Annotated in this window: 14 protein-coding genes; 6 read left to right on the top strand and 8 right to left on the bottom strand. The window is 44.9% G+C overall.

Annotated features, from left to right (window positions below; all coding sequences use genetic code 11):
- The first annotated feature begins 25 nt into the window (after positions 1–25).
- From OSCIL6407_RS0103710 to OSCIL6407_RS0103695, 4 genes are all read left to right on the top strand, one after another.
- Positions 26–556, top strand: coding sequence for a F0F1 ATP synthase subunit B (locus OSCIL6407_RS0103710; RefSeq protein ID WP_007356824.1), 531 nt, complete (start codon positions 26–28; stop codon positions 554–556).
- Positions 556–1,104 (top strand): ATP synthase F1 subunit delta, encoded by a 549-nt coding sequence (atpH, locus tag OSCIL6407_RS0103705; protein ID WP_007356823.1) that lies wholly within the window; start codon positions 556–558, stop codon positions 1,102–1,104. Before OSCIL6407_RS0103710 ends, atpH begins: the two co-directional genes overlap by 1 nt.
- Positions 1,105–1,255: 151 nt before the next feature.
- Positions 1,256–2,773 carry a F0F1 ATP synthase subunit alpha gene (gene atpA, locus OSCIL6407_RS0103700; RefSeq protein WP_007356822.1) on the top strand — a complete coding sequence of 506 codons (1,518 nt, stop codon included), beginning with the start codon at positions 1,256–1,258 and terminating at the stop codon, positions 2,771–2,773.
- A gap of 101 nt (positions 2,774–2,874) precedes the next feature.
- Positions 2,875–3,825 carry a F0F1 ATP synthase subunit gamma gene (locus OSCIL6407_RS0103695; RefSeq protein WP_007356821.1) on the top strand — a complete coding sequence of 317 codons (951 nt, stop codon included), beginning with the start codon at positions 2,875–2,877 and terminating at the stop codon, positions 3,823–3,825.
- 221 nt (positions 3,826–4,046) lie between these two features.
- Here OSCIL6407_RS0103695 and OSCIL6407_RS0103690 read toward each other — a convergent pair whose 3' ends face one another.
- From OSCIL6407_RS0103690 to OSCIL6407_RS0103655, 7 genes are all read right to left on the bottom strand, one after another.
- Positions 4,047–6,770 (bottom strand): cation-translocating P-type ATPase, encoded by a 2,724-nt coding sequence (locus tag OSCIL6407_RS0103690; protein ID WP_007356820.1) that lies wholly within the window; start codon positions 6,768–6,770, stop codon positions 4,047–4,049.
- Between the two features lie 359 nt (positions 6,771–7,129).
- Positions 7,130–7,924, bottom strand: a complete 795-nt coding sequence (locus OSCIL6407_RS0103685; RefSeq protein ID WP_007356819.1) for an SDR family NAD(P)-dependent oxidoreductase — start codon at positions 7,922–7,924, stop codon at positions 7,130–7,132.
- A 363-nt stretch (positions 7,925–8,287) separates the two neighbouring features.
- The gene (locus OSCIL6407_RS0103680) at positions 8,288–9,550 is read right to left on the bottom strand and encodes an NADP-dependent oxidoreductase (RefSeq protein WP_234708804.1); all 1,263 of its coding nucleotides are present in this window, start codon (positions 9,548–9,550) and stop codon (positions 8,288–8,290) included.
- Complete coding sequence (locus OSCIL6407_RS0103675; protein ID WP_007357430.1) at positions 9,435–10,172, bottom strand: SDR family oxidoreductase; 738 nt, start codon at positions 10,170–10,172, stop codon at positions 9,435–9,437. The genes OSCIL6407_RS0103680 and OSCIL6407_RS0103675 overlap by 116 nt, the downstream gene beginning before the upstream one ends.
- Positions 10,173–10,446: 274 nt before the next feature.
- Complete coding sequence (locus OSCIL6407_RS0103670; RefSeq protein WP_007357431.1) at positions 10,447–10,725, bottom strand: DUF5335 family protein; 279 nt, start codon at positions 10,723–10,725, stop codon at positions 10,447–10,449.
- A 190-nt stretch (positions 10,726–10,915) separates the two neighbouring features.
- Positions 10,916–12,064: a hybrid sensor histidine kinase/response regulator gene (locus OSCIL6407_RS0103660; protein ID WP_007357432.1), complete on the bottom strand. Its 1,149-nt coding sequence runs from the start codon at positions 12,062–12,064 to the stop codon at positions 10,916–10,918.
- A gap of 188 nt (positions 12,065–12,252) precedes the next feature.
- Positions 12,253–12,618, bottom strand: a complete 366-nt coding sequence (locus OSCIL6407_RS0103655; protein ID WP_007357433.1) for a hypothetical protein — start codon at positions 12,616–12,618, stop codon at positions 12,253–12,255.
- Positions 12,619–12,914: 296 nt separating this feature from the next.
- Between OSCIL6407_RS0103655 and OSCIL6407_RS0103650 the strand changes: the two genes are divergently transcribed.
- Positions 12,915–13,445, top strand: coding sequence for an orange carotenoid protein N-terminal domain-containing protein (locus OSCIL6407_RS0103650; RefSeq protein ID WP_007357434.1), 531 nt, complete (start codon positions 12,915–12,917; stop codon positions 13,443–13,445).
- 431 nt (positions 13,446–13,876) lie between these two features.
- On the opposite strand, the gene OSCIL6407_RS0103645 is transcribed toward OSCIL6407_RS0103650, so the two are convergent.
- Complete coding sequence (locus OSCIL6407_RS0103645) at positions 13,877–16,264, bottom strand: ATP-binding protein (protein WP_007355563.1); 2,388 nt, start codon at positions 16,262–16,264, stop codon at positions 13,877–13,879.
- Between the two features lie 833 nt (positions 16,265–17,097).
- On the opposite strand from OSCIL6407_RS0103645, the gene OSCIL6407_RS0103640 reads away from it, so the two are divergent.
- A complete protein-coding gene (locus OSCIL6407_RS0103640) occupies positions 17,098–17,823 on the top strand; it encodes a response regulator (protein WP_007355562.1) in 726 nt (241 codons plus the stop codon).
- Positions 17,824–18,257 lie beyond the last annotated feature (434 nt).

Below are 18,257 nucleotides of genomic sequence, written 5' to 3'. Positions count from 1 at the left end.
AGCAGCGCATTTATGGAAGAATATCATGGGGACTGTTTTATTGCTAGCCGCAGAAGCTAGTCACGAAGGTGGTTTCGGTCTAAATTTCGATATTTTAGGAACCAACCTGATTAACCTGATCATTGTGATTGGAGTGGTGGTTTACTTCGGGCGCGGCTTTTTAGGGAAAATCCTAAGCGAGCGGCGTGCCGCCATCGAAGAGGCAATTAATGATGCCGAAAAACGCCAAAAAGATGCCGCAGCAGCTTTAGCAGAACAACAGCAGAAATTGACTCAAGCGCAAGCGGAAGCTGAGCGGATTCGAGCTGTTGCTGAAGAAAATGCTACGGCGGCGAAAGCAGCCATCCTCGCTCAAGCGGCGCAAGATGTTGAACGCATGAAAGCAGACGCGGGTAGAGAGTTGGAGGCGGAGAGAGAAAGAGCGATCGCTCAACTCAGAGCCGTCGTTGCATCTATGGCCTTAGAAAGAGTTGAAAATCAACTCAAAACTAGCTTAGATGACAGCGCTCAAAACCAACTAATCGACCGTAGCATTGCTTTATTGGGAGGCAGGTAGTGAGTACAGTTAACGCAGAAATCGTACAGCCTTACGCATCAGCATTGATGTCCGTGGCTCAGTCAAACAATCTCACTGAGGAATTTGGCCAAGATGTGCGTGCCTTGCTAAGCCTCTTGGACAGTTCCGCTGAACTGCGCCAGGTTTTAGGAAATCCTCTAGTTAAGCCAGATGTCAAAAAAAGAGTATTAGAGCAGGTAGCGGGTGATGGAATTAGCCCCTTCGTGCGAAACTTTTTGAGACTATTGGTAGATAAGGGAAGGATTTATTTCCTAGAGGGAATTGGCAAAGAATATCTAGCAAAACTCCGCGAATTAAATCAAACTGTTTTGGCGGAAGTAACTTCGGCTGTGCCGCTTTCAGAAGCGCAACAGCAGACAGTTAAGGAGAAAGTTCAAGCGATGACAGGCGCTAGTCAAGTTGAGCTTGAATCAAAACTTGATAGCGAGTTAATTGGCGGTGTCATCATCAAAGTAGGCTCTCAAGTAATTGATGCTAGCCTGCGCGGACAACTTCGCCGTCTAGGAATTCGTTTGAGTGCAGGGTAGTTAATTGTTAACTGTTAACGGTTAACGGTTAACTGTTAACTGTTGACTGTCATCAATTACCAATTACCAATTACCAATTACCAATTACCTTAACAGTTAACTATTAACAGTTAACCGTTAACCACTAACAACTAACCACTAAAAAATTAAAATGGCAGCAATCAGACCTGACGAAATCAGCAGTATTATTCGGCAGCAAATTGAGCAGTACGACCAAGATGTTAAAGTTTCTAACGTGGGTACTGTGCTGCAAGTAGGCGACGGTATTGCCCGGATTTATGGCTTAGATAAAGCCATGTCTGGGGAATTGTTAGAGTTTGCCGACGGCACTGTAGGTTTGGCTCTTAACTTAGAAGAAGATAACGTCGGTGCAGTGTTAATGGGACAAGGCCTCGGCATCCAAGAAGGTTCGGCGGTTACTGCTACTGGCAGAATTGCTCAAGTCCCTGTGGGTGAAGCGATGCTGGGACGGGTAGTAGATGCCTTGGCTCGTCCGATTGACGGCAAAGGTGAAATCAAGTGTAGTGAAACTCGCTTGATTGAATCGCCGGCTCCTGGTATTGTTTCTCGTCGCTCTGTTTATGAGCCGATGCAGACTGGAATTACTGCTATTGATGCGATGATCCCAGTGGGACGCGGCCAACGGGAACTGATTATTGGTGACAGACAAACCGGCAAAACTGCGATCGCAGTTGATACGATTATTAACCAAAAAAGCGAAAATGTAGTTTGCGTTTACGTCGCAATTGGTCAAAAAGCTTCCACTGTAGCCAACGTCGTCAATACCCTGCAAGAAAAGGGCGCGATGGACTACACAATCGTCGTAGCTGCTAACGCTAGCGACCCCGCAACATTGCAATATTTGGCTCCTTACACTGGTGCAAGTTTAGCTGAATATTTCATGTACAAAGGTAAGCACACCCTGATCATTTATGATGACCTTTCCAAACAGGCCCAAGCTTATCGTCAAATGTCGCTGCTGCTACGTCGCCCACCAGGACGCGAAGCTTATCCTGGGGATGTATTCTACTTACACTCTCGCTTGTTAGAAAGAGCAGCAAAACTGAGCAATGATTTAGGCGAAGGTAGTATGACTGCTTTGCCAATTATTGAAACCCAAGCCGGTGACGTTTCTGCTTACATTCCTACAAATGTAATTTCGATTACTGACGGTCAAATCTTCCTTTCTTCTGACTTATTTAACTCCGGTTTGCGTCCGGCTGTAAACCCTGGTATTTCGGTATCGCGGGTGGGTTCAGCGGCTCAAACTAAGGCAATGAAAAAAGTTGCTGGTAAAGTGAAGTTGGAGTTAGCGCAGTACGATGATTTGGCTGCGTTCTCTCAGTTTGCTTCTGATTTGGATAAAGCTACTCAAAATCAGTTGGCGCGGGGTCAACGTTTGCGGGAATTGCTGAAACAACCGCAAAATTCGCCTCTGCCAATGAACGAGCAAGTGGCTATTATCTATGCTGGGATTAATGGTTATTTAGATGAAATTCCAGTTGATAAGGTGAATAAGTTTGCCTCTGGTTTGCGCGATTATTTACGGACTAGCAAGCCTCGTTACGGTGAGATTGTTCAGGGCGAAAAGCAACTGAGCGATGAGGCTGAGAAGTTGCTCAAAGAAGGGATTGCTGAGTATACGCAAACTTTCTTAGTTTCTGCATAAATTACAGTTAACGGTTAACGGTTAACAGTTAACTGTTAACTGTTAATCGTTAAATGTTGAGATTTAAGTTGAATTTTTTCGGAAGGTAAAAGGATAAATTTATGGCAAATCTAAAAGCTATTCGCGAGCGGATTAAGTCTGTCAAAAACACTAGAAAGATTACTGAAGCGATGCGTTTGGTGGCTGCTGCTAAGGTGCGCCGGGCTCAGGAACAGGTGATTGCTACTCGGCCTTTTGCGGATCGTTTGGCGCAAGTTTTATACGGTTTGCAGGCACGTTTGCGGTTTGAAGACGCTGATTTACCCTTGTTGAAGAAACGGGATATTAAGTCGGTTGGCTTGTTAGTAATTTCTGGCGATCGCGGTTTGTGCGGCGGCTACAATAGCAGTATTATCAAACGGGCTGAGATTCGGGCTAGAGAATTGAAGGCGGAAGGGGTTGATTACAAGTTTATACTGGTGGGACGCAAGGCAATCCAGTATTTTCAGCGCCGCAATGCGCCAATTTCTGCTACTTTTGCTAATTTAGATCAGATTCCTACAGCAGCAGAAGCATCTCAAGTTGCTGATGAGTTACTGTCTTTATTCCTATCGGGAACTGTGGATAGGATTGAGTTAATTTACACTAAGTTTGTGTCCTTGATTAGTTCGCGTCCAGTGATTCAAACTTTGTTACCTCTAGATCCCCAGGGTTTAGAAGTACAAGATGATGAAATTTTCCGCTTAACTTCTGTTGGCGGACAATTTCAAGTATCGCGGGAAAAGGTAACGAATCCGGTGAAAAGTTTGCCCAGAGATATGATTTTTGAGCAAGATCCCGTGCAAATTTTGGATGCTTTGTTACCGCTTTATTTGAATAACCAATTGTTGCGAGCTCTGCAAGAATCGGCGGCGAGTGAGTTGGCGGCGCGGATGACAGCGATGAATAATGCTAGTGAGAATGCTAGCGATTTGATTGGGACTTTAACGCTCTCTTATAATAAGGCGCGGCAGGCGGCAATTACTCAGGAAATTCTGGAGGTTTGCGGCGGCGCTGAGGCGTTAAGAGGTTAGGTTTTAAGTTGACAATTTGTGATTTTTATGCTATGCGTCTGGGGTAACTCAGGCGCTTTTTTTGCTGTTTTCATCAGCAATATCCATAGCTAAATCCTCACGACTTACTCCCATTGTTAAGTAGAAGGAAGAAGGAAGAAGGAAGAAGGAAGAATGTTTATACAGTCAGCTTTTTAGCCATCCCGATCTGATGTTTAATTAGGTGGATTTACTTATTCAGTTTACGCAAGAGGAGCAAAGCGCTTTAAAAACAAAGCAGGCAAAATAATTGGAATCCCTGCACCGATACAAATGAGAGCTTGGATAAAACTAAGCGGTTGGGTAGTAAATAGCGGGTTTATGAAAGTCAACTGGCTAAAGAAAACTTGAAATATAAACACACAAACCACACCGATCGCAGGAATATAAGCAATTTCTTGAGTGCGATCTTTTAAATAGGCAAACAAAGATGGAATAAATTGGCTAATACTTAATAAGTAAAAGGTTTCTGCGGAAACGAGGGTATGGACTGCCATTGTCCGAGCCAAATTGATATTACCTGTGGTTTGCGAAGCCCATTCAAAAATGCCAAGTACAGCAATGAGATTGAAGATGGAAATAATCAGGATGCGCCACAGTAATTTCTTGGTTAATAGGGGTTCATTGGGACGGCGGGGCGATCGCTTCATAGTCTCAGCCGATTTGGGCTCAAATGCTAGAGTGGCACTCAGGGCGACGGAACTCACCATGTTTACCCAGAGAATCTGCACGGGCAAAATTGGCAAGGTTGTACCAGCCAAGATTCCCACCAATATGGTCAGCGCCTCTCCACCATTGACGGGTAGGATAAACCCAATGGTTTTCAACAGGTTGCCATAAACGGTGCGTCCTTCTTCTACGGCGGCTTCAATGGAGGCAAAGTTATCATCGGTCAACACCATATCTGCTGCTTCTTTGGCAACTTCCGTACCTGTAATCCCCATCGCTATGCCAATATCCGCCTGCTTTAGTGCTGGGGCATCATTGACCCCATCTCCAGTCATGGCAACAATTTCGCCCTTGGACTGTAAGGCTTCTACCAGTCGCAGCTTCTGTTCAGGCGCAACCCGCGCAAACACATTACTAGCTTCGACGGCATTCGCCAGTTCTCGATCGTCCATTTCTGCCAGTTGCTTCCCAGTGAACACTAGGGCATCTTCCTCTTGGCTGAGTCCCATTTTACGGGCGATCGCGGCGGCAGTTAGAGCATGATCGCCCGCGATCATCTTGACTTGAATTCCCACAGACTGACAGACTCGCACGGCGGCGATCGCTTCGGCTCTGGGTGGGTCGATCATGCCTTGGAGTCCCAGAAAGACTAGATTGTTGTCAATATCTTCGCGATCGATCCCTTGCTTTTGGGCAGAGATTTCTTTCTTAGCAAATGCCAGAACCCTTAAACCTTGGGATGCCATCCGATCGACAACTTGCTCAATTTCCTCTCGATTTAAGTCGATGTTTTGACTATCTGCATCAATTTGGTGATGACATTGCTTGAGAATAGACTCTGCCGAACCTTTAACATAAATCGTGTGGCGATCGGCTAGTTCTCTTTGCTGATGCAAGGTTGCCATATATTGAAACTGCGACTCAAAAGGAATTGTATCTAGTCGCGGTTGTTCCTGCTCTAGTTCTTGCAGTGTCAACCCTGCCTTTTGCGCCGAGACAATCAGTGCCCCTTCGGTGGGATCGCCTGCTACAGATAACTGCTCCTCTTGTTCTTGGAGGTGAGAGTCGTTGCACAATAAGCCACACTGCAAGCATTCCTGCAATATGGGAAATTGACTTACCTCTACAGGGCGATCGTTTTGTAAAATCGAGCCCTCCTCTAGGTAGCCCACCCCACTAACAGTGTAGGAACTCCCCCCAGCATAGATAGCTTGGACGGTCATCTGATTTTCGGTGAGAGTGCCTGTTTTATCCGAACAGATTACCGTCGTACTACCGAGGGTTTCGACGGCGGGCAGTTTGCGGATAATCGCGTGTTGCTTGGCCATCCGCTCCACCCCCAGCGCTAGCGTCACTGTCACCACGGCTGGAAGTCCTTCGGGAATGGCACTCACGGCTAGGGCAACTGCCGTCTTAAACCCGTCTGTCCAGGTTCCTCCTTTGCCCATCACCACAGCAAACATGAATGCTGACAACCCTAGAATGACGTACAGCAGACTCTTACTAAATTGCTCAATCTTGCGAGTAAGTGGCGTTTCCAGCGCAGTGCTTTGATCCATCAGTTGCGAAATTCGCCCAGTTTCGGTCTGGTTGGCGATCGCTACCACAATTCCTTTTGCCTGCCCAAATGTCACCAAGCTTCCGGCATAGGCCATGTTGCTGCGATCGGCTAAAACCGTTTCAGCGGCTAGGGGTTCGGTTGCTTTTTGGACGGGAACGGATTCCCCTGTCAATGCCGATTCACTCACCTGCAAGTCACGCACATTGACTAACCGCACGTCAGCAGGCACTTTGTCACCGGATGTCAGTAATACCAGATCGCCAGGAACCAGTTCGCGGGAGTTGAGGCGCACCTTTTGCCCATCTCGAATCATGGTGGCTTCAGTGGTGACAGATTTGGCTAGGGCGGCGATCGCATTTTCGGCTTTTGATTCTTGGACAAAGCCAATTACGGCGTTAATCAACATCACGCCCAGAATCACCCCCGCATCCACCCAGTCCTTTAGCAGCAGGGTGACGATGCCAGCAACTAACAAAATATAAATTAACGGTTGGTTGAATTCCATCAGGAAACGGATGATGGGACTTTTCCCTGCTTTCCCTTTGATTTCATTGAAACCATAAAGTTTCTGACGTTCAGACACCTCTGCTTCTGACAATCCCGCTTCTAAATCTATCCTCAGATATTTCGCAGCATCGGCCGCAGATTGCTTGTGCCATTGCTGCTCAGTGAGATTCTCAATAGTAGAAGATGTCATGCTTAGAGGCTTGAATGAATTTAACCGGATTATGTTAACCTCTGTTTGGCACAAATTAAAACTATCTTTTGAGAGAAGGGACTAGGACGACCTTTACCTTTGAGTCGAATTCTACTACCTGGTTTTGCGCCTGCGGGAATGCGGACGTTAATTGTTTCGTCGTCGAGTTGCAGCCGTTTCTGGACACCATTGGCATCACTGACCTCTTAATTGGGGGTTATTTCGCGGTGGGTAGTAAGATCAAATCCGGCAACACCGGAATGAATATATTTTTAAGAATGCGATCGCGAACCGTAACAACGATCGCGATTGGGAATTCCTACTCCTAATTGTGAAAGGGATCTATCAAGGCAAATTCATTAAACAATCGATCGCACCAATCCACCCTCGACTCGCAAGGCTGCCCCATTAATTGCAGAGGCTAAAGGACTAGCAACAAATGCAACTAATGCAGCAACTTCAGAAGTTGAAGCAAATCGTTGAATCAGAGAAGATGGACGAGTCTTAGTAAAGAATTCTTTCTCAACTTGTTCGGCTGAAATATTTTGTTCTTTGGCAAGTCCCTCGATGAAAGTTTCCACTCCTTCGGAACGGGTTGGGCCTGGCAATACGGTATTTACTGTGACTTGACTGCCTGCCGTTGTTTCAGCTAAACCACGAGCCAATGCTATTTGTGCAGTCTTGGTAACGCCATAGTGAATCATTTCAACGGGAATATTCAAGCCAGATTCACTAGAGATAAAAATAATGCGTCCCCAATCTTTTTTGAGCATTAAAGGTAAGTAATGACGCGAGAGCCTGACACCGCTCATTACGTTTACTTCGATAAAGTTCATCCACTCTTCATCGGAGATCTCTTCAAATGCTTTAGCGCCATAAATTCCCAAGTTGTTAACCAGAATGTTGACTTCTGGCACTTGTTGAAATAACAATTCAGCTCCAGCTTGGGTTCCCAAATCGGCAGTAATTCCCTGAAGTTTGGCGTTGGGGACGCTTTGCTGAATGCTTTTAAGGGCATTGTTTACGCGCTCTTGGGTTCTGCCATTGACAATGACAGTGGCTCCTTCCTGGGCAAGTGTCGTAGCGATCGCTAGTCCAATTCCGGCGGTGGAACCGCTAACCAATGCAATCCGATCTGATAGTTGAAGATCCATACTTTTTTAACTAGGGGCTAGGGGAAGAAGAAGGGGCTAGGGGCTAGGGGCTAGGGGAAGAAGAAGGGGCTAGGGGCTAGGGGCTAGGGGCTAGGGGATGAAGATAAGAAGGGAAGAAGGGAAGAGAATAAGCGGGTTTCTGTAATTTAGAATGTTTTAACTAAGTAAATCCACCTAATTAAACATAAGATCGGGATGGCTAAAAAGCTGACTGTATAAACTTTCTTCCTTCTCTCCTAGATAACTAAATCCTTCTTCCTTCTTCCTTCTTCCTTCTACTTACCTTGGCGGTTGCTATCTAAGCAATCTAGGGTATCAAATTGCCCAAATAATGAACCAACTGCCCGCTCACTTAGTGGATAACTAATTCAATTTTACCACCATTTTACCTACATTTTTGCCTTCAAAAAGACCGATGAATGCACTCACCGCTCGCTCGATTCCTGCCACCACTGTTTCCTGGTTTTTCAATTTCCCAGCCTGAAAATAGCCGCCGACTTCCTGTTCAAATTCTCCCCGACGATCGAACCAATCGCTAACAATTAGCCCTTTCATCGTCAACCGCTTGGTAATCATATTAAATAGATTGGAAGGGCCCGGCTGGGGTTTTTCATCGTTATAACTGGAGATGCTGCCACAAGCGATAATCCGACCGTGTACGCGCAATGCTGAAAGCGCCGCTTCCAGGGTTTCGCCTCCGACGTTATCGAAATAGACATCAATTCCGTCCGGTGCTGCTTGCTTTAGTTGTTCGAGAACAGGGCCGGCTTTGTAATCGAAGGCGCTATCAAATCCGCATTCTTCCCGTAGAAATTTGATTTTTTCCATTGACCCGGCTGACCCGATGACATGGCATCCGCGCAATTTTGCCAGTTGTCCCGCGATATTTCCCACCGCGCCTGCGGCTCCTGAAACAAAAATAACATCGCCGGCTTTGACTTCTACCAAATTCAATCCCACCCAAGCAGTCATACCCGTCATACCCAGGGCACCAAGGTAAACCGATAAGGGTTGAATGTCGCGGTTGACCTGATGTAAATGTTTTGGTGCAGCTATGAAGTATTCCCGCCAGCCATAGTTGGAAGTGACAATATCGCCTGGCTTGAATTCTTGGGAACGCGACTCGATGACCTCGCCGACTGCGCCGCCTTCGAGTGCTTTTCCTAACTCGAAGGATGGAACATAGGATTTCCCCTCGTTCATGCGACCGCGCATATAGGGATCGACGGACATATAGAGATTGCGAACGAGGATTTGCCTATCTTGAAGCGGTTTTAGTTCTGTTTGCGCGATCGCAAAGTTATCTGGGGTGGGAATCCCCTTGGGACGGGAGACTAGCTGAATCTCGCGGCTGACGATCTCTGTCATAATTTTCTCCTTATTAAACATAAAATCAGGATGGCTAAAAAGCTGACTGTATAAACTTTCTTCCTTCTCTCCTAGATAACTAAATCCTTCTTCCTTCTTCCTTCTACTTAACTGTTTTTTGCTTTGCGATCGCCCCCTTAATCTACAGTTCTTGACGGGTTGGACGGATGATGATTTCATTGACATCAACATCACTGGGCTGTTCAATGGCGTAGGCGATCGCGCGGGCAATGGCATCTGCATCAATGGCGATCGCATAAAGAGCCTTCATTTTCGCTGCTGTATCTAGATCGCTAATCGTGGTCGTCAATTCAGTAGCAACGGCTCCTGGTGAGATATTCGTCGAACGGATTTCACCGTTTGACTCTAGCCGCAACCCTTCAGAGATCGCTCGTACTGCGTACTTAGTAGCACAGTAGACTGCTGACCCCGGAAACACTTTATGTCCGGCCACAGACGATACGTTAATGATGTGACCAGATTTTTGCTGACGCATAATCGGCAACACGGCAGCAATCCCATAGAGAACGCCCTTGATGTTGACATCGATCGTCCGATCCCATTCTTCAACCTTTACTTGGTCGAGGGGAGAGAGTGGCATCAAGCCAGCATTATTGATTAGCACGTCGATCCGGCCGTAGGTACTCAAAGTTTCCTTTGCTAAGGCTTCCACCTGGGCGCAATCTGTGACATCTGTTACCCGGTAGGTTGCAGTTCCTCCCGATTGGGCGATCGCCTCAACCAATTCTTTGAGCCGATCTTCGCGGCGGGCAGCTAGCATTAGTTTGGCTCCATTAGCACCAAGTCGCTGTGCTGTCGCCTCACCTAATCCACTGCTGGCTCCGGTGATAATTACTACTTTGTTTTGAATTTCAGACATATTGACTGCTGAGGATTATTGATTGTAGGTGATGAAAGATTGGGTGCTTAAATAAGCTGAACCCAGTAAGTTTTTACGCATTTATAGCAACCGCCAAGACGGTGAGGACGCTCTGAATAACTCAAACCCCGATTCTATTCCCCTCTTCCCTCTTGCCCTAGCAAGAGAGTCCCTACCCCTTAGTCCCTAGCTATATTATTCAAGTAGCTTGTAGCTTAATCAATGTTTGTGTCCCAGCAGCGTCACTAATCCGAATAGCTACGATCGCGCCGTTTTATTCCTGTCCGGTTAAAATTTCAGTTGGTGAATCGATCGTGTGAGCATAAGTCACCTCATCTTTACCCACTTCAATCACCAAATCATCCCCTTTGCCAGGGCGATCGTAAACCATCGCCATCAAAGGTGCATTCTTGATCAATTCTGCATTACCGAGTTCTGAATTGATGACTTCGATGGAAATATGCCGTCCGCGATTACCATCTGAAAACTGATCGAAAAATTCACCCCATCGCTCGCGCGGCACAGATTTGTTTATGTCAATTTTATTTGTCATGACGACTCCTTGTGAAAAAATCTTAAAAAGAGATTTGTCAATAGTGTTATCAGGTTTGTCACTGCTTTAATAGCATGACGTGCGTTAGCAGGCATAAAAATAAAGAGTGCCGATTCTAGGAAAAGCTCTTTACCTTCCAGTGTCAAGACTCCTTCTCCTTTTTATTAAAAAGAAATCCGATTGCCTTAACCTAAAATTGCGAAGGCAAGCGGACAGTAAATAAACTTCCCTTCCCTAATTCAGACTTAACCTCGATCGCGCCGTGATGAGCTTCGGCAATTTGCCGGCACAGGTGTAAACCTAAGCCAGTACCAGAACGTTTATGAGTTCCGGGCCCGAACCTTTCAAATAACTTTGCTTTTTCCTCTGGAGAGATACCGGGCCCGGTATCTTGGATCTCGACCGCTAATGATGAAACGGCTTTGTTCCAGCTATTAGTAAAAATCGGGTTTTTTATTACCCGCACGCAGATGTCAATATTACCAGCATCGGTGAATTTGATCGCATTACCGATTAAGTTAGTAAACAGGCGGTATAATTCCAGGCGATCGCCTCGGAATTTACTAATTTCAGAGCTATCGGCATCAAGGACTGATTCTAATTTCAGAGCCAGATTTTTAGCATCTGCTAGGGGAGCTAATTCTTCTGTCACCTCAGAAAGTAATTGTTGCAAGTCAACGCTGCTGAAGCTCAAAGTTTTACGACCCGCTTCGTAGCGATAAACTTCCAGCAGCATATTCACCATTTTAAGTAAGTTTTGGTTGCTGCGAACCATCGTCCCCAAAGCCTCTTGCATGGGAGCCGATATTTGCCCCAAAGCACCCTGCTGCATTAAACTTAGCATCCGATCTGCTGCTACCAGAGGTGTTCGTAAGTCGTGGGCGAGGCGGGAGACGAAATCTTCCCGTTGCAGGGCGATTAAGTCTCGTTCGTCAACGCTGTGCTTAAGCCGCAACAGCGATCGCACTCTTGCCAGTAGTTCGTCCATCTCAACAGGTTTGCGGATGAAATCATCTGCTCCCGTATCTAAACCCTGCACTACACTGGGTTGATCGTGAGCTGTAATCAACAAGATGGGGATAAAAGGCAGCTTTTCATTCTGACGGATGCGCTGAGTCACCTCATAACCGTCCATTCCCGGCATCATCACGTCCAGTAGCACGAGATCGGGAGGAGACTGCTCGATCTGAGCTAAGGCCGAAAAGCCGTTTTCGGCGCTGCTAATTTCATATCCCTCATCTTCAAGTATGGTTTGCACCAATAACACATTATCTGGAGCATCATCAACTACAAGGATGCGATCGGCTTTAGCAGAGTTTGGAATCGGCAAAGATTTCATTGAATCGCTTGGCTGGCAAGATATACGAAGCATAATACTGTTTTCGGTTTAGTTTTATCATATTTCTCTTCTTACTGCCTCTTTCGTGAGGAAGATATAGTTGCACCATTTAGACATAAAAGCCGCGTCAAGTAACGCGACTTAATTCAAGTTGCTATCTGCTAGCCCTGTTTTTTGACATCGGGTTACTATCCTGGTGTCCCTTTATCAAGAGCTTTTTGCAAAAGTTCGTCGCTGACTGCTCCTACTTCTCCCGCTTCCGGGTTCATTTCTTTAGCCATTGAGAGAAATTCGTCGCGGTTGCCACTCCCTTGGGTTTTCACTTCTGTATTTTTAGGAGCAGAAACGTTAAATTTAGGAGACGTAGCAGTTTCTGCTGCTCGAGAGCCAGCACCCGTGCGGTCAACTTCGCTGACACTGAATTCTTTGGAAGCTTCGTAGTCTGCTGATACGTCAACCTGCGGTACTTTCTTTTCCCCTGATTCCACATCCTCAGCTATCTGCTGAGCGTCAAAACTTTGAGAATTTGTTAATTCAGTGGTCGCCTCAGACATTGGGCACTCCTTACTTTTAGTTAAGATTTTTGTATTCAATGTATCGAGTATGACTGAAATAAATACAATTTTAACTCTGCCTGTAGATGTATTATTTTCTTCTATCTAAAGGTCGATTTAATTTGGGAATTAATGCTGAGCATCTCCGCCTAAATTAGTCAGAATGCTTAGCATATAAGGCTTAATTTTTTAGTTTAATGTTTTAATTTTTAATTACTTATTACCTCTGGAGGCAGGTGACTCTAGCTCTCGAATCTTGATATTAATAAGCTGGAAGAATTTACCAAGGAAAAAACATGAAATCAACAACCAACGTTGACAGCACTCATACTCTCTCAGGAAACACTCAAGAAGTTATTGAGGCAATTAACACTTTGAGTACAGATGATAAACTGGCACTGCTTTACTTTATTTATGAAAAGATGGGCGGTTCAATTACACCAGCAGCTCCAGCAGCAGCAGAACCAGAACTAGCACCACTGCTGCTAGATAACTTCTATGGGCTATCACAGGAGGAGCAGTTAAATGTGATGCGGGCTATTGCCAACGGCGAGGATACAGAATATTCTCGCGCTTACGGTGCTCTTACTGCTAATAATAAGTTGTTGGTGTGGTATGCTTGGGCTGTGGGTATGGGCGATAATGTTGTGGATTTGCCGAAGGGTTATGAAGCCACTCAAGTTGTTAATAATGCTTTGAGTAAGGTGGAAGGTCTTGATTTTGAGCAGCAAATTTCTGTGCTGCGGGATGTTGCTGATACTATGGGTTACAGCGATGTCAAACCAATTGCTACTCAGGCTGAAGTTGGAAAAACTGCAAGTCTCTAGTATTGTTAACTGTTAACTGTTAACTGTTAACTGTTAATTGTTAATTGTTAATTGTTAACTGTTAACTGAGAGGAGTCAGAAACCGGGTTTTTTAGGAAAATAGTTTGTTGATGTTCAGAAATTTGGTAAAAAACCCGGTTTCTTGGGTCAGTAGAATAGCTTAAGCCTTTTTCTCTGACCAAAATGACAAAAGAGTGATTATAGCAACATTCTTGGCAGTTAAGACATTTTGAGTTCCACCAAACTCGCTGATTCTATTCCTATCTTCCCCTTCTTCCCCTAGCCCCTAGCCCCTAGCCCCTAGCCCCTATCTTCTCCTAGCCTCTATCTTCCCTTCTTCCCCTAGCCCCTAGCCCCTAGCCCTGAGCATCGTAGCCTCTTCTTCCCCTAGCCCCTAGCCCCTAGCCCCTAGCCCCTAATAAAAGCGGTTGCTATACTTGACGCGGCAATTCCAACCGAAAGGAAGAGCCTTTTCCTACTTCACTTTCTACCTTAATTTTGCCCTTCATCAAGTTAACTAAAGAGGCTGTAATAGCTAGCCCTAAACCAGTACCGGGATATTTGCGTTTGGTAGTCTGGTCTACTTGTCGGAACTTTTCAAAAATGTGAGGAATTTGAGTTTCCGCAATACCAATTCCCGTATCCCGAATCTCAATTAGCAGTTTGTCAGCACTTAATTCCGAGACATGGATATAAATGCTTCCTCTCTCTGTAAATTTAACGGCATTAGAAAGTAAATTGACTAAAACTTGCCGCAGACGCGACTTGTCATTAACAATACAAGGATTATCTAAATATATATAGACAGACATGGATAAAATTTTTTCATTGGCGATGATTCCAAAGTCCAAAGCCGTGCATAATACTAAATTAGTTAAATCAAATTCCTCAATTTCCAATTCCGTGCGACCGGCCTCAATTCTTGAGAGATCGAGGATGTTATTAATCAGCATTAGCAGGTTTTTGCCATTCTTAAGAATGCGCTGTACCATGTCTATTTGCTGAGAATTAATTGGCGGTTGGCGCTGGCGTAGTAATAGCTCAGAAAATCCGATAATTGCATTCATAGGAGTACGCAATTCGTGAGAAACTGTACTCAAGAAGTGTGATTTTAGCCGCGCGGCTTCCAACAGTTGTAAATTTTGCAATTCAATATGTTGCCGCTGGCTTTCGAGTTCTTGGTTCTGGCGGAGTAAAATTTGATTTTGAGTCTCTAAAAGCTCTTCTCGTTTTTCTAACGCCTTGATGAGTTGAGCATTGTTAATAGCGATCGCGGCTTGTTTTCCCACAGCCATCAGTAGTTGTTGAGCTTCTGGGTTAAAGGCGTTAGTATTATCCCAATTACCGATCGCAATTGTCCCTAACCGTCCCGCTGATGCTGATTCGATCGCGACTGCGTAGATGGCAGCAGGAAACTCTTCGTGCAAGTCTTCCACCGTTAAATCCCGCCGCATCAATTCCGAGTGTCCCGTAACAAATACTCGCAACAGCAACCGATCCCAGATCGTACAAAGGGGTTCACCTATAGGCAGATTTTCTATACCCCTCCCCGCCGCCGCAGTTAAATTTAATTGATTGTCGTCGGGATCGCTGAGTACAATCAGGCAAAACTGGGCTCCTGCGATCGCAGATACTACTGCATCTACCATCACTTGCAAGAGACTACGCAAATCCCTTACCCGCTGATTAAGTAGATTCGTCAACCGCTGAAGGGTGCGTAATTGCTGCTGGTGTTCGTCTAAAATTGACAAAGCTTGGCGTAAATCTTCTCCCCTTTTCTGAGCTTCCTGATAAAGCAGCGCTTTTTCTAGGGCGATCGCAGCGCGGCGGGCCAAGTCTTCGGCTAAAGTCAGAGTAGCATTAGTATATAAATGACCTGTCTGATCGCGAACAAAGAGTATGGAGCCAAAAGTGCGGCTTCCTAAGCGAATCGGTAAGCACAGATAAGAGCGGAAACAAAGCGATCGCAGTAACCTTAAATGGCGATCGTCATAGGCAACTCTTGCTAGCTGAGCATCCGCAACCTCGAAACAGGCATCGACAACACCTGTCCGTAGTGGTTGTAGATAATGGTAGACCCCATCAGCTCCTACTGGATAATGCCGCTGTAACTCCCAGACTAAAGATTCTTTTGCCATCTCTGCATGAGCGACTGCGATCGTGCGACATTCTCCTTCAGAATTAGTGATATTAATCGCACACCAGTCAGCGAAATAAGGCACGATTAACTTAGCCAAATTTTCCAGCGTTGTGTTCACATCTAGAGAAGCGCTCAAAATCGCACTCGCCTGAGCTAGGAAATATACCCCTTCCTCTGGGAGTTTGGGTGGAGTTTCTGTTATTTCCTGGGAACCTTGAGTTGTTTTGAAATGGTCAATGTCAGTGTAAGTTCCTACCCATTCCTTGACTTCACCGTTGTCTGCTGTAACGGGACTTGCTTTCGCCATCACCCAACCGTAAACACCACACTCTTGTAGTAAGCGAAATTCTATTTCATAGCTGGTTTTGTGAGTGAGAGCTTGCTGCATAGAGATGATGGTGCGATCGCGATCTTCTGGGTGAATAAAGTTCAGAAAGCCAAAACCCAAAGCCTCTGTTTGCGGCACACCTGTATATTCCTCCCACTGCGAGTTAAAATAAGTGGCAGCACCGTCAGAGTTTGCTGTCCAAATTATCTGAGGAAGAGCGTTAAACAAGCAGAGGGATGGAGACTCGCAGTTTAAACAGTCATGGGGAAAATTTTCTATATGCGATCGCGCTAATCGCATTCCTTCCCCGGATTGATTAGGGGAAGAACGATCCGAGCTGAAGTTATTCATAATTAAAGAAAGAGGGCAGAAGGGAGTTTTAAATTTTGAGTTTTGAATTTTTAGATTTTTTCGTTTCTCAGACTACTAAATCTTGCGATCGGCTATGCTAACGCGGTTTTGAAAGTTGATAGGATAGGGGGAGCGTCAGCTAAACCTCTCTCCTATTAATACTTTTCTCAGGAGTTAGCAGTGGCTAGGATTTAGTTATATTAGAATAACATAAAACTAACGAAAAATGTTTGTGTCGCCAGCTTTTTATTCATCAGTATTTTATGTTTAATTATTTCCCTCTAGTTAACTACTATTGATAATAAACTTCAATCTGATGGTTATCTGATGCTTATTGGTGGTATAAAGCAATAAAAATGTTCGATCGCCAGATGATTTCAAACTCAAGAACAGTGCAGATAAGGTAAAACCTGTGGGGGGTTTCATCCTCAACTGAAGTCACAGGGTTTTCACAGGGTTTGTTATAAAATAAATTTATCAAAACTACCAAATCCGATCCTCTATCAAAGGACTGACAAGGCGAAAATTTGCTAAACTTAGGAGTTGGATAATAAATTTTATCCCTTTTTTAAGGTGGGGTCAGGGGTAGAGGGCTTTAAAAATTGAAGGTGAAAGTCCTAAAACTGTTAAAATCTAGCTGAGACTGCTCAGCAGCAGAATGCGATCGCACAGTTAGAGAGATAGACAATTAAGTTGGCAATAACGCCAGTTAGTGGGTATATTTAGAAGGATACCTGAGCTTGCCAAACTGTCAATCAGGGCAGATTCTCGTATAAACTCGGCTTCATCAAGTCCGTTGCCGATATTATAAAACTTCAGTTTGCTATTGAAACATGACTAAAATTCGCGTTGCTTTGGTGGAAGACCACGATTTGACTAGAGTTGGTATTCGGACAGCTTTACAACAGCGTGACGGGATAGAAGTGGTAGGCGATGCCGCTAATGCGACTGAAGGTCTAAAATTGCTTCAGTCCAGTAAACCTGACGTTGCGATCGTGGACATTGGTTTACCTGATTTTGATGGAATTGAACTGACGCAAAAGTTCAAAAAGTCAATAGCTACAGGGTCAGATCCCGATACAAAAGTGTTAATCTTGACTTTTCAAGATAATGAAGAGGAAGTGCTAGCTGCTTTTGCCGCAGGTGCGGATTCTTACTGCATGAAAGATATCAGTTTTGACCAGTTGCTAGATGTGGTAAAAGTTACCCATGAAGGCAACTCTTGGATCGATCCAGCTATTGCGAGGATTGTCCTCAAACAGGCTCGGACAGAGGCTCAGAACCCCGTAGAAGAGCAAAAAGTAGAACACAAAAAAGTGACGATTAATGCTGCCGAACCTGAGTTTAGTCACATCATCGAAACTTACCCATTAACGGAGCGTGAATTAGAAGTTTTGGAGCTAATTGTACAGGGGTATAGCAACGCTGCGATCGCAGAAAAACTATACATTACTGTTGGCACAGTTAAGACTCACGTTCGTAATATTTTGAACAAGCTATGTGCAGACGATCGCACGCAAGCTGCTGTTCTTGCCTTAAGATCGGGATTAGTGGGATAAAGCAGGGAAATTATGAGTTTTGAGTTTTGAGTTTTGAATTTTGAGTTAAAGATTTTTTTAATTCCAAACGCCAAAATTTTGACTCATAATATCCTATTTATCTCGAAGCTAGTACCACAAAACTCGTAGTCGTAAATAGTTGGAGAGTGGGCGCTGCCATCAAGTATAGCTAGGGGCTTTGGCGCAGGGAAGAGGGAAGAGGAAAAATGTTACTCCGTAAGGGATTATGAACTAAAGGTAACAGTTGGACTTGCCCTAATCGCCCTGGCAGTTGCTATATATTGATCGCAACTTAGCAGTTTCATTTAGGCAGCGCTCACTCTAAAGTAATCGTTTAAGTAAATATTTCTTTCTAGTTAAATAGATGTTCCTTTAGATAGATGACAAAATCAGTAACTATCAGATAAAGCTTCAGAAAAAGGGCATACTTAGAA

The organism is Kamptonema formosum PCC 6407, from assembly GCF_000332155.1.
Lineage (GTDB): Bacteria > Cyanobacteriota > Cyanobacteriia > Cyanobacteriales > Microcoleaceae > Kamptonema > Kamptonema formosum.
This window is presented reverse-complemented; position numbering and strand designations above follow the sequence as displayed.

Coding starts and splice junctions, on each gene's coding strand:
- OSCIL6407_RS0103710 (WP_007356824.1), top strand. CDS start 26: ATGGGGACTGTTTTATTGCTAGCCGCAGAAGCTAGTCACGAAGGTGGT.
- atpA (WP_007356822.1), top strand. CDS start 1,256: ATGGCAGCAATCAGACCTGACGAAATCAGCAGTATTATTCGGCAGCAA.
- OSCIL6407_RS0103695 (WP_007356821.1), top strand. CDS start 2,875: ATGGCAAATCTAAAAGCTATTCGCGAGCGGATTAAGTCTGTCAAAAAC.
- OSCIL6407_RS0103690 (WP_007356820.1), bottom strand. CDS start 6,770: ATGACATCTTCTACTATTGAGAATCTCACTGAGCAGCAATGGCACAAG.
- OSCIL6407_RS0103685 (WP_007356819.1), bottom strand. CDS start 7,924: ATGGATCTTCAACTATCAGATCGGATTGCATTGGTTAGCGGTTCCACC.
- OSCIL6407_RS0103680 (WP_234708804.1), bottom strand. CDS start 9,550: ATGCGATCGCCATTGATGCAGATGCCATTGCCCGCGCGATCGCCTACG.
- OSCIL6407_RS0103675 (WP_007357430.1), bottom strand. CDS start 10,172: ATGTCTGAAATTCAAAACAAAGTAGTAATTATCACCGGAGCCAGCAGT.
- OSCIL6407_RS0103670 (WP_007357431.1), bottom strand. CDS start 10,725: ATGACAAATAAAATTGACATAAACAAATCTGTGCCGCGCGAGCGATGG.
- OSCIL6407_RS0103660 (WP_007357432.1), bottom strand. CDS start 12,064: ATGAAATCTTTGCCGATTCCAAACTCTGCTAAAGCCGATCGCATCCTT.
- OSCIL6407_RS0103655 (WP_007357433.1), bottom strand. CDS start 12,618: ATGTCTGAGGCGACCACTGAATTAACAAATTCTCAAAGTTTTGACGCT.
- OSCIL6407_RS0103650 (WP_007357434.1), top strand. CDS start 12,915: ATGAAATCAACAACCAACGTTGACAGCACTCATACTCTCTCAGGAAAC.
- OSCIL6407_RS0103645 (WP_007355563.1), bottom strand. CDS start 16,264: ATGAATAACTTCAGCTCGGATCGTTCTTCCCCTAATCAATCCGGGGAA.
- OSCIL6407_RS0103640 (WP_007355562.1), top strand. CDS start 17,098: ATGACTAAAATTCGCGTTGCTTTGGTGGAAGACCACGATTTGACTAGA.